The sequence below is a fragment of the Methylobacterium sp. JK268 genome (assembly GCF_054052225.1).
Genome location: NZ_JBSVZN010000028.1, coordinates 62862 through 76224 on the forward strand (window position 1 = coordinate 62862; position 13363 = coordinate 76224).

The window sequence follows — 13363 nt, forward strand, 5'->3', positions numbered from 1 at the left end:
GCACCGTGACGTCCGCCAAGGGAGGAGTATCCCTCTTGGTCATCTCTCCCTGTTTTCGGACGAATGCAGCGCCGGCGGAAGGAGATCCGGACAAGGGGAGTGCGTCATGATGAAGGGGTCGAACCGCTCATTTCCGGGTCTACGGCTCTGTCCCACCGCGGAGAGAGGATCCCGTCCGCTGCGCCGCCATCACCTCCCGGTAGATCCGGTCCGGGGCGAAGGGCGTGCGCGTAAGGCGCGCCCCCGTCGCATCGCGGATCGCATTGCCGAGCGCCGCCGCCACCGGGTTGAACGGGCTCTCGCTCATCGACTTGGCGCCGAGCGGCCCGATCCGGTCATGCGTGTCGGCGAACAGCACCTCGGTCCGGGGAACGTCCGCGACGGCCGGGATGTGGTAGCTGCGGAAGCTCGGCGTCGCGACGCGCCCCGCCTCGTCGATCCGCACCTCCTCGTAGAGCGCGGCCCCGATCGCCTGCGCGACGCCGCCCTCGATCTGGCCGCGGCACTGCATCGGGTTGATCACCCGGCCGGCATCGGCCGCGTGGACGCTGCGCAGGATCCGCACCTCGCCGCTGCGCGGATGCACGGCCACCCGGAAGGCCTGGACGTTGAAAGCGACCGAGCGCGGCGTGCCGTCCGCGCGGCCGACCGCGTCGAGGGGGGCCAGCGCCGCGAGGGGCACGGGTCCGGCGGGCGTGGCGACGGCGTCGCCCGCGAGGCGGCAGGCGGCGGGGCCGCAGGAGACGCGGGCCGCGGCCGCCCCGCGGATCGCCTCCGCCAGCGCCTCGGCGGCGCGCAGGGTCGCCTGACCCGCCACCACGGTGCCGGTGCTGCCGTAGGCGCCGGTATCGTGGCTCACCGCGTCGGTGTCGGCCTGCCGCAGGCTCACCCGGTCGGGCGCGATGCCGAGCACCGAGGCCGCGATCTGGGCGTGCACGGTCGAGGTCCCGTTGCCGAACTCGGCGGTGCCGACCGCGAGGGTGAAACGGCCGTCCGGCGCGAGCGACAGGCGCGCCTCGGCGAAGTGCCCGCGGGGCGGGATGGTGTCGATCATCGCCAGCGCCATGCCCTCGCCGGTGAGCCAGTCGGGCCCGGGAGCCTCCGCGCCGCCGGGCGCGCGCATGGCCTCCCGCGCGAGGTCGAGGCACTGGTCGAGGCCGTGGGAGCCGTACTCCACGTCGTGCGGCTCCAGGCTCGTCGAGACCAGGGGGTCGCCCGGCCGCACCGCGTTGAGCCGGCGCAGGTCGTAGGGGTCCAGTCCGAGGTCCCGGGCGAGATCGTCCATGGCGGATTCGACCGCGAAGATCGTCTGGCTGAGGCCGTAGCCCCGGAAGGCGCCGGCCGGCACCGTGTGCGTGTAGACCGCGCGCCCGTCCACCCGCTTGTTCGGGCAGCGATAGACCGCGATGACCTCGTTGCAGCCGTGGTGCAGCACCCCGCCCGCGTGGTTGGCGTAGGCGCCCGTCTCGGAGAGGACGTCGAGGGCGATGGCGGTGAGCGTCCCGTCGCGCCGGGCGCCGAGCTTGACCCGCACGCGCATCGGGTGGCGGGTCGTCGCCCCGATGAATTGCTCGGAGCGGGTGAATTCCCACTTCACCGGCCGGCCGAGGCGCAGGACCGCCAGCGCGACGAGGTCCTCGGTCAGCATCTCCTGCTTGCCGCCGAACCCGCCGCCGACGCGCCCGCAGGCGACCCGGACGCTCTCGGGATCGAGGTCGAAGAGGGCGCAGAGCGCATCGCGGGTCAGGAAGGGCACCTGGCTGCTGGTGCGGATCACGAGCCGGCCCGCCTCGTCGAGCCAGCCCACCGCCCCGTGCGTCTCCAGATGGGCGTGCTGGAGGCGCTGCGAGCGATAGACACCCTCGACGACGTGATCCGCCTCCGCGAAGCCCGCCTCGACGTCGCCGATCCGGCCGTGCACCTCCGCCGCGAGGTTGGGATGGGCGCCGAGGGGCGGTGCGTCCGCGCCCGGCGGGTCCCCCGCGTCGTGGACGCGCGGCGCGTCGGGATCGAGGGCGCGCTCCGCGTCGAGCAGGGCCGGGCGCACGGCATACGTGACCGCGAGGGCCCGCACGCCGGCCTGCGCGGCGGCCTCGCTCTCCGCCACCACGGCCGCCACCCGCTGCCCGACGAAGCGCAGGACGCGGTCGAGCATCAGGGTGTCCGGCGCGTCGTCCCGCGGGTCCTGGTGCCGGCCCGTGGAGTAGCGCCGCCGGGGCACGTCCGCGTGCGTGAACACCGCCACCACGCCCGGCACCGCCAGGGCGGCCGCCCGGTCGATGCCCAGCACCTCCGCGTGGGCGTGGGGCGAGCGCAGCACCGCGAGGTGCAGGACCCCGTCGCGCGCAAGGTCGAAGGTGAAGCGCTCCCGCCCGCTCACCAGGGCCGGGCCGGCCAGCGCCGGGATGCTGCGCCCGCAGGGATCGCCCGCGCTCTCCGACTCCGCGTGCGCGATCCCGGACTCCGCGTGCGCGATGCCGGCGATCGCGTCCGCGATCGCCCGGTAGCCGGTGCAGCGGCAGAGATTGCCCTTCAGCGCCGCGCCGAGGTCGCGCTTCTGGCCCTGGTCGAGGGCGGCGGCGGTCATCACCATGCCGGGCGTGCAGAAGCCGCACTGGAAACCCTGCGCGGCGAGGAACGCCGCCTGCATCGGATGGAGCACGTCCGGGACCGGATCACCCGGCGCGCAGGCGCCGGCGAGCCCCTCGATGGTGGTGACGCTGCGTCCCTCGGCGCGCAGGGCCGGCACGAGGCAGGAATGCACCGGCTCGCCGTCGAGATGGACCGTGCAGGCGCCGCAATCGCCCGCGTCGCAGCCCTTCTTGACCCCGAACCAGCCGAGGTCGCGCAGGAGCGTGCGCAGGCACTGGCCGGAGCGGGGCTCGGCCTCCTGCGCGCGGCCGTTGACGGTGAGGATCATGCGCCTGCCTCGCCGGCGAGTTCGGCCCGGATCTCCTCCGCGAGAAGATGGGTGACGTGGCGCCGCCAGTCCGGCGCGCCGTGCACGTCGTCGTAGTAGAGCGCGTCCGGGATCGTCCCGGCGAGGGCCTCCCGCAGCGAAGCGGCGTCCGGCAGGTCCGGGAAGGGCAGGCGGACGGGCCGGCGCGTCGCGGCGGTGACCGTCAGGACGAAGGACCCACCCGCGTCGCGCGTGCCGATGAGAAGCGCGCCCGAGCGGCCATTCGGGCTGAGCGAGATCCGCCGGAACGCGCTTCTCCGGGCCAGGGCGGCGGCGGGCAGATCGATGCGGCGCAGCACCTCGCCCGGCTCGAGCGCCGTGTCCTGCGGCCCGCGGACGAAATCCGCGACCGGCATCCGCCGCTCGCCGCAATCCGGCCGCCAGATCAGGCAGGTCCCGTCGAGGGCAGCGGCCAGCGCGATCATCGGCCCGGCCGGCAGCGCCAGGCACAGGTTTCCGCCGACCGTCGCCATGGTCCAGATCTTGAACGAGCCGAGCAGCGCCCGGCAGCACTGGCCGATGAGCGGAGCGGCGCGCCAGGACGGCGGACAGGCGACCCGATCGAGTTCCGCGATGGTGCAGGTCGCGGCGATCCGCAGCCCCGCGGCGTCCGCCTCCACCGGCACCCAGCCGAGCCGCGTCAGGTCCTGCAACCGGGCGGTCCCGGGTTGCGGCTCGGAGAACAGCCAGGTTCCCCCCGCCAGCCACGCGTCGCCCGGCCGCCAGCCCGCCAGATCCTCGCGCGTGCGCGGCGCGAGATGGGCTGTGATCGTGGTGAGGTCCATCCCGTCCCCGGTTCTTCCCCTGCGCCGACCCTTTGCGCCGAGGCCCGACGCAAGATTCCTTCCAGCGCGACCGCAATCCCGGGAATAAATCCGGGCGCCCGCCGGTCTGGACGGGGGAGGGCGCTGGACGCCCCCGAACCCCGAGGACCGGACCATGGCGCAGAACCGCGAGCCTGACGAGGCGGGAGTGGACGCGGACGGGATCGACCGGCGCGGCTTCCTGGAATGCATGACCTGGGCGGGCACCGGCCTCGTCTGGACCCTCACCGGCGGCCTGCCGCGGGCGGCCGGACTCGCGGCGGCGCGGGCGGCGGAGGGCGCGCCGGGGCTCACCTTCCTGCAGATCAGCGACAGCCATATCGGCTTCGACAAGGCCGCCAATCCCGACGCCCGGGAGACCCTGCGGGCGGCGGTGGCGCGGATCCGGGCGCTGCCGGAGAAGCCCGCCTTCATCCTGCACACGGGCGACATCAGCCACCTGTCGCGCGAGGCGGAGTTCGACGATGCCGACCAGATCCTGCGCGAGACCGGCCTGCCGGTCCTGTTCGTGCCCGGCGAGCACGACCTCATCGACGAGGGCCGCGGCCGGGCCTATCTGGCCCGCTACGGCCGCAAAGCCAGGGGCGCGGGCTGGTCGAGCTTCGACCAGGGCGGCGTCCACTTCGTCGGCCTCGTCAACGCCCTCGATCTCAGGGCCGGCGGCCTCGGGCAGCTGGGGGCGGAGCAGCTCGCCTGGCTCGAATCCGATCTCGCCGGCCTGTCCTCCTCGACCCCGATCGTGGTCTTCGCCCATATCCCGCTCTGGAGCGTCTACCCGGACTGGGGCTGGGGCACGGAGGACGGCGCCCGGGCGCTCGGCCTGATGCGCCGCTTCGGCTCGGTGACGGTGCTCAACGGGCACATCCACCAGGTGATGCAGAAGGTCGAGGGCACCGTCGCCTTCCACACCGCCCGCTCCACGGCCTTCCCGCAGCCGGCACCGGGCACCGCCCCGTCGCCCGGCCCGATGAAGGTGCCGGCGGGGGAGCTGCGCCGCCATCTCGGGATCGCGAGCGTCTCCTTCGTGGCAACGGGCACGCCGCTCGCCATCGTCGACACGCCGCTCGCGGGCTGAGGGAGGACGCGATGGACCGGCCTCCGGCCCCGACGCGGCGCGCCGTTCTGCGCGCCGCCGCCGCCCTGCCGCTCCTCGCCCGCGAGTCGGGCGTGCACGCCGCCGCCGCGTCGGTGAGCATCGACAATTTCGCGTTCTCGCCCGCGCTCCTGACGGTGGCCCCCGGCACCACCGTGACCTGGACCAACCGGGACGACATCCCGCACACCGTGGTGGCGGAGGATCTCTCCTTCCGCTCGAAGCCCCTCGACACGGACGACAGCTTCGCGTCGACCTTTCCCACGGCGGGCCGCTACCGGTACTTCTGTTCGCTCCACCCCCACATGGTGGGCGTGATCGAGGTCCGGGACGGCGCCCCGTCGCCCCCGGCCGGCGCGCCGGCGGAGGAGGTCCGATGACCTACGATCCCTGCGACCACGCCGCGTCCTGGGCCGACCTCGCCGGCGCCCTCGTCCTGCTCGCGGCCGTACTGCTGGGGCTCGCGGCGATGCCCATGACCGCGCCGGCCCCGCTCCTGCCCGGCGGGCCGATCTGCGGCCCCCCCGCGGCCCTGATGGCGCAGCGGGGACCCTGACGATGCTCCGGGACAGGGAGCGGTTCGACGCGGTGGTGATGCCGCATCTCGACGCGGCCTACACGCTCGCCCGCTTCCTGACCCGGGACGCCACCGCGGCCGAGGACGTGGTGCAGGAGGCGATGCTGCGGGCCTTCCGCGGCTTCGACAGCTTCCGGGGCAGCGACGCGCGGCCGTGGCTCCTCGCCATCCTGCGCAACTGCGTCCGGACCTGGGCCGCCTCGCATCGTCGCGAGGGCGCCGCACCGCCGGACGAGGAATCCTGCCCGGACCTCTGGGACAGGGAGACGGCGACACCCGAATCCGTCCTCGCCCGCGACGACGAGATCGCGGCCGTGCGCGCCCTGGTGGCGGCCCTGCCCGAGCCCTTCCGCGAGACGCTGGTCCTGCGGGAGATGGATGAATTGTCCTACCGCGACGTGGCGGCGGTGACGGGCGTCCCGGTCGGGACGGTGATGTCGCGGCTCGCCCGCGCCCGCGCGCTGTTCTCCGCCGCCTGGCGCCGCCGCTTCGGCGACGATGCGCCCCAACCCCGACCCGAGGAGCAGCAACGGTCATGAGCGCGTCCCGTCCCGCCCCCTGTGCCGACCGGGCGCTGCTCCTGCACGGGCTCCTCGACAGCGAACTCGACGCCGCCCATGCACTGGACGCCGAGGCCCATCTCGCGGCGTGCCCCGCCTGTCGCGCGGCCTATCGGCGCCTGCGCGAGGACATGGACCGGCGCCAGCGGGACGGCGTGCGCGAACCCGCCCCCGCGTCCCTGCGGCACCGCATCGCCGCCGCCCTCGACGCCGAGGTCGCCGCCCAGGCCCCGCGCCCCGGCGCGGCCCGCGTGCCCCGGCGCTTCCTCGCCCCGCTCGCCGTCGCGCTGGCCGCTTGCCTCGCCGTCGCGATCGTGGTCCCCCGCGGGCTCGACGGGAGCGCCGGCCTGAGGGAGGAGCTGGTCTCGGGGCACGTCCGCTCGCTCCTCGCCAACCACCTCACGGACATCCCGACCTCCGACCAGCACACGGTCAAGCCCTGGTTCGCGGGCAAGATCGATTTCGCACCCCCGGTGGTGGATCTCGCTGACCGCGGCTTCGACCTCGTCGGCGGCCGCCTCGACTATATCGGCGGCCGGGTGGTGGCGGCCCTCGTCTACCGGCGACGCGGCCACGTCATCAACCTGTTCGTCTGGCCCGGCGCGGAGGGCGGCTGGTCGGCGCGCGGCGCCCGGGAGGGCTACGGGCTGATGCACTGGTCGCAGGCCGGGCTGACCTTCTGGGCCGTGTCCGACCTCAACGCGACCGAGTTGCAGGAATTCGAGCAGGACTTCGCCGCCCGGACGCCGCGGTGAGCGCCCCCCCGGGCCGCTACGCCGTGGCGGGCGGGGCCGTGCCGGCGGGCGGGAGCGCCAGCAGATCCCGGTGCCCGATCACCGCGGCCGTCGCTCCCGCGCTCCGGTCCCTGCGCCACGCATCGACCCGGTCGGTGGACACGAGGCCGGTCTCGGCCGCGGCCGAAGCCTTGCCTCCGGCAAGGCTGTCGAGGAGCGGCCCGGCCCCGATCCGCCACGGACTGTCCGCCTGCGCGACCCGGTAGCCGTGCTCGCCGAAGGCCGCCGCGAGGGCGGCCGTGGCGGCCGGACCCGCGGCCGGGCCGAACCCCTTGTCGCTCCCCTGATGGGCCAGGAAGGCCGCGTGAACGGCCGCGTCGTCCGGGTGCGGCGGGGTCCAGGTCTCGGCGCCGTCGAAGGTGAGGGCGGTGTAGAACAGCGCACCGGCCCGGGCGACCGCCGCGGCCGCGCGCTCGATCCAGTCCGTGGATACGAGGTCGAACAGCGCCGCGGCCGTCACCAGGTCGGGCGCGGGGTGCTCGGCGAGGGGCCCGTCGAGGCCGGCAGCGAGATCCGCGACCCGCAGGACGACCCGCAGCACGCGCGCGTCGCGGGTCAGAACGAGCTCCCCGCGCTCCGTCGCGGCGTGATCGGCCCAGGCCGTCAGGCGATCCCGCGCCACGGCCAGCAGCGCCGGGTCGTGGTCGATGAGGGTCCAGTGCTGGGGCCCGGGCAGGAGGGCCGACAGGCCCCGCAGGTTCGAGCCGGTCCCGCAGCCGAGGTCGAGGATGCGGACCGGTCCGGGCCGCGCGGCCAGCGCCCGCGCCAGCGCGGCGACGAGGCCGGCGTCCCGGGCGGCGTGGTCGGCCGGCTCGCGCAGGGCGAGCCATTCGGGGCTGAATCCGCTCATCGTCCCGCCTCCCGCAGGCAGGCCGCCACGGTCGCGACGGTGTCCTCCCAGCGCGGCAGCGCGCGGCCCGCCTCCCAGGACGCGGCGGCGGCCTGTCGCCGCCGATCCTCCTGCACGATCATCAGTCGGAGCGCCTCCCGCAGGGCACCGACATCCCCGGGCGGCACCTTCAGGCCGGCCGCGTCCGGCACCGTGGCGACCGCCGCGCCCCCGGTGCTCGCCACGATCGGCAGGCCGCGCGCCAGGCCCTCGGCGAGCGCCATGCCGTAGCCCTCGAACAGGGCCGGGGAGACCAGGATATCGGCCGAGGCGTAGAGCCGGTCGCGCTCGGCCTCCGGGACGGCGCCCGCGAGGCGGACCCGATGGGCGAGGTCGGCCGCCTCGATCGCCTCTCGCAGGGCCGCGGCATAGTCGGGCGCGCGGTCGAGGGCGCCCGCGATCACGAGGTTCCAGTCGAGGTCGCGCAGGCCCGCCAGGGCCGCGATCAGCTCGGCCTGCCCCTTGCGCGGCGCGACCGCCCCGACGCAGAGCAGCCCGACGCCGGGCCCGGGCCGGACCGGCACGCGGTCCGCCGGCGCGGTGCCCGGCATCGCAACGGTGATGCGCTCGGCGGGGACGCGGAAGTCCCGCACCAGCAGGTCGCGGGTGAAGGCGCTCGTCGTCACGATCCGGTCCGCGAGAGCCAGGGCGGATCGCTCGCTCAGCCGCAGCGCCGCCGCGCGGTCGGGCGCCAGCCCCGCCTCCAGGCAGAGCGGATGATGGACGAGCGCGATGCGGGGCCGCGGGCCCGCGGCATCGATGACCTCCCTCGGCAGGGCGCCGTAGGCGAGCCCGTCCACGAGGAGGACGGCGCCCGGCGGAAGGGCCGCGAAGGCAGCGCGCGTCTCGGCGATGTCCCGCGGGGACGGGTCCGGGAACCCGGCGGGCAGCCGGAGATGCGTCGCCCGCACGCAAGCGGCCGGCAGGCCCGCGAGGAGGCGGCGCGCGTAGGCGTAGCCCCCGGTCGGCGTCGCGAGGTCGCCCGGGACGGCGAGGACGGCCTCGATCACGGCGCCACCGGCCCCTCGAACCACGCCCGCGCCACGTGCGATTCGTGGAGCGTCACCCGCAGGCGGGAGACGCCCTCGCCGCCGGGCCCGAGATCGCCCGCGCGGGCGGCCCGCGCCATCGCGGCGTGGATGTGCCCGCACAGGAACTCGGTGGTGGTGTTCACCCCGGCGAAGTCCGGCAGGTCGTCGAGGTTGCGGTAGTTCAGGGGCGCCAGCACCCGCCGCAGCGCCTCGCCCGCCCGCCCGATATCCACCACGACGCCGTCCGCGGTCAGCGACTCGCGGAAGAAGGCGACGTCGACCACGAAGGTCGCCCCGTGCAGGGCCTGGGCGGGCCCGAACAGGGCGCCGCGGAAGCTGTGGGCGACCATCACGTGGTCGCGGACCTCGACGGCGTACATCAGGGCACCTCGGCGGGCGGGTACAGGATGGCGGTGCACAGACCCGGCGCGCCCGGGGCGAGCAGGCCGGGCAGGGCGTCGGGCAGGGCCGCGAAGGCGACCTCCCCGGTGATCAGGGCGTCGAGGCGCGGATCGCGCAGGAGGTCGATGGCCTTGAGCATCCGGCGGCGATGGGACCAGCGCGGGCGGCGGCCGGGCGGGACCTGCCCGACCTGGCTGGACACGAGGCGCAGCCGGCGCGGATGGAAGGCCGCGCCGAGCGGCACCGGCACCTCGGCGCTGCCGTGCCAGCTCAGCTCCGCGACGGTCGCCTCCTCGCCCGCCAGGGCGAGGGCGAGGGCGAGGCCCGCGGCGCTGCCGCTCGCGTGGATGACCGCGTCGGCCTCTCCGGGCGCGTCGTCCGGGAGGCGGAACGGGATGCCGAGGGCCTTCGCCACGGCTTCGCGCGCCGGGTCGGAATCGATCAGCACCACCTCCGCGCCCGGGATCCGCGCGAGCAGGAAGGCGGCGAGGAGGCCGACGACGCCGCCGCCGACCACCACCGCCCGGTCCCCCGGCCCGGCGCCGGCATCCCAGACGCCGTTCAGCGCCGTCTCCATGTTGGCGGCCAGGATCCCGCGCCGCGGCGGCACGTCGCGCGGGAGCGGGAAGAGGGCGTCGGGGCTCGCCGCGAACCGGTCCTGGTGCGGGTGCAGGGCGAAGCAGGCCCGGCCGTCCGGCTCGGCGAGGCCGACCGCGCAATAGCCGTACTTGACGGGAAACGGGAAATCACCCTGTTGAGCGGGCGCGCGCATCCGCGCGTGAACGGATTCCGGGACCCGCCCTTCGAGGACGAGGCGCTCGGTGCCGCGGCTCACCATCGAGAAGAGCGTGCGCACCCGGACCTCGCCGGGGCGGAGAGGGGGCAATGTCTCGCGTCGCAGCTCCGCCCGGCCGGGCGCCGTGTACCACAACGCGCGCGCCGAACCCTCGGCGCCCCAACCGTCCCGCTCCCCGGCCCGCGTCCGATGCTGCACCCTGACTCTCCGGCGCTGGCCGACGGCAGCCCGGCCGAGGCCGCTCCTCTCACGACCCCGGCGGGGCTGCAACCCCGCGCGGTGCTGCGGCGGCGCCGCGCCCTCGTGCTCGGCCTCACGCTCGCGGGTTGCGCCGCCTACGCGCTCGGCATCGCGGCGGTGCTCGGGGCCGGCGGCTGGGACGCGGTCGACCTCGCGCTCTTCGCCTGCTGTCTCGTCGCGCTGCCCTGGACGATCCTCGGCTTCTGGCACGCGGTGATCGGCCTCCTGCTGCTGCGCGCGGGGCCGGCCGGGCTCGCGGCGGCGGCGCCCCACGCGGCGCAAGAGGATCGCGCGGAACCGCCGCGCCTGCGCACCGCCGTCGTCATGACGCTTCGCAACGAGGATCCGGAGCGGGCGTTGTCGCGCCTGCGCATGGTCGCGACGAGCCTCGCGCGGACCGGCCACGGCGCGCGGTTCACGTTCCACATCCTCAGCGACACGGATGATCCGGGTATCGCCGCGCGCGAGGAAGAGGCCGTGGCCGCGTGGCGCGCAGCGCTCCCCGCGGCCGAGGCGTCCCGGCTCCATTACCGCCGCCGCGCCCACAATGCGGGCTTCAAGGCCGGTAACCTGCAGGAATTCTGCGCCCGCGCGGAGGAGGAGCTGATGCTGCCCCTCGACGCGGACAGCCTGATGAGCGGGGCGGCGATCCTGCGGCTCGTGCGCATCCTGCAGGCGCATCCGCGGATCGGCATCCTGCAGGGGCTCGTCGTCGGGGCGCCCGCCGCGAGCCCGTTCGCGCGGCTGTTCCAGTTCGGCATGCGCCACGGCATGCGCCCCTACAGCCTCGCGATGGCGTGGTGGACGGGCGATTGCGGCCCCTTCTGGGGCCACAACGCTCTGGTGCGCATCGCCCCCTTCGCCGCCGCCTGCCGGCTGCCGGCGCTCGGTCCCGGGCCGCTCGGCGGCCCAATCCTCTCGCACGATCAGGTCGAGGCGGCGCTGATGCGGCGGGCGGGCTACGAGGTGCGGGTGCTGCCTATCGAGACCGGCAGCTACGAGGAGAATCCGCCCTCGCTCCTCGACCACCTCGCGCGCGACGCCCGCTGGTGCCAGGGCAACCTGCAATACCTGCGGCTCGTCGGCCTGCCGGGGCTGCGCCCGGTGAGCCGGTTCCAGCTCGCCTGGGCGATCCTGATGTTCTGCGGGGCGCCCGCCACGCTCCTCGCGCTGCTCCTGCTGCCGCTGCGCCTTCTCGACCTGCCGGCGGACACGCCGGTCGGCCTGGCGGCCGGGCTCTATCTCGGCTGGCTCGCCCTCTCGCTGGCGCCGAAATTCGCCGGATACGCCGAGATCCTGCTCGCCGGGGGGGCGGCGCGGCATGGCGGGGCCGGGCGCTTTCTGGCGAGCCTCGCGGCGGAGACGGTGTTCGGCTTCCTGCTCTACGGCATCGCGACGCTGCGCCTCTCCGTCGTCGTCGCCCGCGTGCTGCTCGGCCGGCGCGCGGCCTGGGGCCGGCAGCGCCGGGACGGGCGCGCCCTCGGCGCCCGGACGGCCGCGGCCGGCCTCGCGGACGTGACTGCGCTCGCGCTCGCGGCGGGGCTGCCGATCGGGCTCGTCGCGCCGAGCCTGCTGCCCTGGCTGGCCCCGCTCCTGCTCGGCCCGATGCTGGCCGTGCCGCTCGCGGTCCTCACCGCCTCGCCGCGGCTCGGCCGCTGGATGGTGCGTCGGCGCCTCTGCGCCACGCCCGAGGAGATCCACGCCCCGGAGGAGTTCGGGGCCGTGCCAGCCCCGGTGAGCGCCATCCCGGACCGCTGCACCGCCTGAGCCGGGCGGACCGCTACCCCACGCCCACCGGCCGCTTGATGGCCGCGGGGGTGCGCAGGGTCACGAGTTCCTCGCCGGCCGTCGGGTGGACCGCGATGGTGCGGTCGAAATCCGCCTTGGTCGCCCCCATCGTGACGGCGATCGCCGCCGCCTGGATGATCTCGCCCGCATCGTGCCCGAGCACGTGCACGCCCACGACCCGGTCGCCGTCGCGGGCCACGACGAGCTTCATCAGGATCCGCTCCTCGCGGCCCGACAGCGTCGCCTTCATGGGGCGGAAGCGCGCCTCGTAGACGTCGACCTCGCCGTAGAGCGCGCGCGCCACGTCCTCGTTGTGCCCGATCACGCCGATCTCCGGCGTCGAGAACACTGCGGTCGGGATCAACCCGTGATCCACCGCCCAGGGCTTGTTCCCGAACACGGTGTCGGCGAAGGCGTGGCCCTCCCGGATGGCGATCGGCGTGAGTGCCGCCCGGTTGGTGACGTCGCCCACCGCGTAGATCGACGGCACGACGGTCCGCGAGAAGCGGTCCACCGGGATCGCCCCGGCCGCGTCGAGGGTGATCCCGACCGTCTCCAGCCCGAGCCCGTCCACGTTCGGGCGGCGGCCCGTCGCCACCAGCACCTGATCGACGACGAGGCTCGACCCGTCGTCGAGGGTTGCCCGGATGCCGTCGGCCTCGCGGTCGAGGCGCTGCACCGTGCGGCCGAGGCGCAGGTCCATGCGCCGCGCATAGGCCTCGCCGAGGGCGTCGCGGATCTCGTCGTCGAAGCCGCGCAGCAGCCGGTCGCCGCGATGGAGCAGGGCGGTGCGCGTCCCGAGCCCGGCGAACACCCCCGCGAACTCGACCGCGATGTAGCCGCCGCCGACGACCAGGATGCGGCCGGGTTGCGCCTCCAACTCGAAGACCTCGTTCGAGGTGATGCCGAGTTCGCCGCCCGGGATCCGGGGCTCCTTGACCGGGTGGGCGCCCACCGCGACCAGGATGATGCGCGCCCGCACCGTCCGGCCCGAGCCGAGGAGGCGAACCGTATGGGCGTCCTCGATGACGGCCCGCTCGGCCACGACCTCGACGCCCGCCCGCATCAGGTTGGTGGCGTAGATGCCTTCCAGGCGGGTCACCTCGGCGTCGCGGTGGCGTTTCAGGGCCGCCCAGTCGAAACGCGGCGCCGCGACGCTCCAGCCGAAGCCGGCCGAGTCCTCGAACTCGTCGGCGAAGCGGGCCGCGTAGACCATCAGCTTCTTCGGCACGCAGCCGCGGATCACGCAGGTGCCGCCCACCCGGTACTCCTCGGCCAGCATCACCCGCGCGCCGTAGCCCGCGGCGATCCGCGCGGCGCGCACGCCGCCGGAGCCGCCCCCGATCACGAAGAGGTCGAGGTCGAAGCCCTCACCGCCGGTCGCCTGGCTCATCCCGCATCTCCCACGAG

The 13363-nt window shown here is 75.3% G+C and carries 13 protein-coding genes; 6 read left to right on the forward strand and 7 right to left on the reverse strand.

The window, feature by feature from the left end; translation table 11 throughout:
• Positions 1 to 139: 139 nt before the first annotated feature.
• Both ACW9J6_RS25265 and ACW9J6_RS25270 read right to left on the reverse strand, forming a co-directional pair.
• On the reverse strand, positions 140 to 2920 hold the full coding sequence (locus ACW9J6_RS25265) for a molybdopterin-dependent oxidoreductase (RefSeq protein ID WP_457115224.1): 2781 nt from the start codon (positions 2918 to 2920) through the stop codon (positions 140 to 142).
• Positions 2917 to 3744 (reverse strand): FAD binding domain-containing protein, encoded by an 828-nt coding sequence (locus ACW9J6_RS25270; protein ID WP_457115223.1) that lies wholly within the window; start codon positions 3742 to 3744, stop codon positions 2917 to 2919. Before ACW9J6_RS25270 ends, ACW9J6_RS25265 begins: the two co-directional genes overlap by 4 nt.
• A 154-nt stretch (positions 3745 to 3898) precedes the next feature.
• On the opposite strand from ACW9J6_RS25270, the gene ACW9J6_RS25275 reads away from it, so the two are divergent.
• Genes ACW9J6_RS25275 through ACW9J6_RS25295 form a run of 5 tightly spaced genes read left to right on the forward strand, consistent with a single transcriptional unit; the run spans position 3899 to position 6768 of the window.
• Positions 3899 to 4858 carry a metallophosphoesterase family protein gene (locus tag ACW9J6_RS25275; RefSeq protein ID WP_457115222.1) on the forward strand — a complete coding sequence of 320 codons (960 nt, stop codon included), beginning with the start codon at positions 3899 to 3901 and terminating at the stop codon, positions 4856 to 4858.
• Positions 4859 to 4869: 11 nt separating this feature from the next.
• Positions 4870 to 5256: a cupredoxin domain-containing protein gene (locus ACW9J6_RS25280; protein ID WP_457115221.1), complete on the forward strand. Its 387-nt coding sequence runs from the start codon at positions 4870 to 4872 to the stop codon at positions 5254 to 5256.
• Complete coding sequence (locus tag ACW9J6_RS25285; protein ID WP_457115220.1) at positions 5253 to 5432, forward strand: hypothetical protein; 180 nt, start codon at positions 5253 to 5255, stop codon at positions 5430 to 5432. The genes ACW9J6_RS25280 and ACW9J6_RS25285 overlap by 4 nt, the downstream gene beginning before the upstream one ends.
• Positions 5433 to 5434: 2 nt before the next feature.
• Entirely contained in the window at positions 5435 to 5992 is a 558-nt protein-coding gene (locus ACW9J6_RS25290) for a sigma-70 family RNA polymerase sigma factor (protein ID WP_457115219.1), read from the forward strand.
• Positions 5989 to 6768 carry an anti-sigma factor family protein gene (locus tag ACW9J6_RS25295; RefSeq protein WP_457115218.1) on the forward strand — a complete coding sequence of 260 codons (780 nt, stop codon included), beginning with the start codon at positions 5989 to 5991 and terminating at the stop codon, positions 6766 to 6768. The genes ACW9J6_RS25290 and ACW9J6_RS25295 overlap by 4 nt, the downstream gene beginning before the upstream one ends.
• 16 nt (positions 6769 to 6784) lie before the next feature.
• Here the strand turns inward: ACW9J6_RS25295 and ACW9J6_RS25300 are convergent, their stop codons facing one another.
• The 4 genes from ACW9J6_RS25300 to ACW9J6_RS25315 are packed head-to-tail and all read right to left on the reverse strand — an operon-like array spanning position 6785 to position 9967.
• A complete protein-coding gene (locus ACW9J6_RS25300) occupies positions 6785 to 7657 on the reverse strand; it encodes a class I SAM-dependent methyltransferase (RefSeq protein ID WP_457115217.1) in 873 nt (290 codons plus the stop codon).
• Positions 7654 to 8706: a glycosyltransferase family 4 protein gene (locus tag ACW9J6_RS25305; RefSeq protein WP_457115216.1), complete on the reverse strand. Its 1053-nt coding sequence runs from the start codon at positions 8704 to 8706 to the stop codon at positions 7654 to 7656. Before ACW9J6_RS25305 ends, ACW9J6_RS25300 begins: the two co-directional genes overlap by 4 nt.
• Positions 8703 to 9107 carry a 6-pyruvoyl trahydropterin synthase family protein gene (locus ACW9J6_RS25310; RefSeq protein ID WP_457115215.1) on the reverse strand — a complete coding sequence of 135 codons (405 nt, stop codon included), beginning with the start codon at positions 9105 to 9107 and terminating at the stop codon, positions 8703 to 8705. Before ACW9J6_RS25310 ends, ACW9J6_RS25305 begins: the two co-directional genes overlap by 4 nt.
• Positions 9107 to 9967 carry a zinc-dependent alcohol dehydrogenase gene (locus ACW9J6_RS25315; protein ID WP_457115455.1) on the reverse strand — a complete coding sequence of 287 codons (861 nt, stop codon included), beginning with the start codon at positions 9965 to 9967 and terminating at the stop codon, positions 9107 to 9109. Before ACW9J6_RS25315 ends, ACW9J6_RS25310 begins: the two co-directional genes overlap by 1 nt.
• Before the next feature lie 147 nt (positions 9968 to 10114).
• Between ACW9J6_RS25315 and mdoH the strand changes: the two genes are divergently transcribed.
• Positions 10115 to 11932, forward strand: a complete 1818-nt coding sequence (mdoH, locus tag ACW9J6_RS25320; RefSeq protein WP_457115214.1) for a glucans biosynthesis glucosyltransferase MdoH — start codon at positions 10115 to 10117, stop codon at positions 11930 to 11932.
• 13 nt (positions 11933 to 11945) lie between these two features.
• Here mdoH and gor read toward each other — a convergent pair whose 3' ends face one another.
• On the reverse strand, positions 11946 to 13346 hold the full coding sequence (gor, locus tag ACW9J6_RS25325) for a glutathione-disulfide reductase (protein WP_457115213.1): 1401 nt from the start codon (positions 13344 to 13346) through the stop codon (positions 11946 to 11948).
• Positions 13347 to 13363: the final 17 nt, after the last annotated feature.

Excerpts from the sequence above, each read along its gene's own strand:
- ACW9J6_RS25265 (WP_457115224.1), bottom strand. The coding sequence starts at position 2,920 with ATGATCCTCACCGTCAACGGCCGCGCGCAGGAGGCCGAGCCCCGCTCC.
- ACW9J6_RS25270 (WP_457115223.1), bottom strand. The coding sequence starts at position 3,744 with ATGGACCTCACCACGATCACAGCCCATCTCGCGCCGCGCACGCGCGAG.
- ACW9J6_RS25275 (WP_457115222.1), top strand. The coding sequence starts at position 3,899 with ATGGCGCAGAACCGCGAGCCTGACGAGGCGGGAGTGGACGCGGACGGG.
- ACW9J6_RS25280 (WP_457115221.1), top strand. The coding sequence starts at position 4,870 with ATGGACCGGCCTCCGGCCCCGACGCGGCGCGCCGTTCTGCGCGCCGCC.
- ACW9J6_RS25285 (WP_457115220.1), top strand. The coding sequence starts at position 5,253 with ATGACCTACGATCCCTGCGACCACGCCGCGTCCTGGGCCGACCTCGCC.
- ACW9J6_RS25290 (WP_457115219.1), top strand. The coding sequence starts at position 5,435 with ATGCTCCGGGACAGGGAGCGGTTCGACGCGGTGGTGATGCCGCATCTC.
- ACW9J6_RS25295 (WP_457115218.1), top strand. The coding sequence starts at position 5,989 with ATGAGCGCGTCCCGTCCCGCCCCCTGTGCCGACCGGGCGCTGCTCCTG.
- ACW9J6_RS25300 (WP_457115217.1), bottom strand. The coding sequence starts at position 7,657 with ATGAGCGGATTCAGCCCCGAATGGCTCGCCCTGCGCGAGCCGGCCGAC.
- ACW9J6_RS25310 (WP_457115215.1), bottom strand. The coding sequence starts at position 9,107 with ATGTACGCCGTCGAGGTCCGCGACCACGTGATGGTCGCCCACAGCTTC.
- ACW9J6_RS25315 (WP_457115455.1), bottom strand. The coding sequence starts at position 9,967 with ATGGTGAGCCGCGGCACCGAGCGCCTCGTCCTCGAAGGGCGGGTCCCG.
- mdoH (WP_457115214.1), top strand. The coding sequence starts at position 10,115 with ATGCTGCACCCTGACTCTCCGGCGCTGGCCGACGGCAGCCCGGCCGAG.
- gor (WP_457115213.1), bottom strand. The coding sequence starts at position 13,346 with ATGAGCCAGGCGACCGGCGGTGAGGGCTTCGACCTCGACCTCTTCGTG.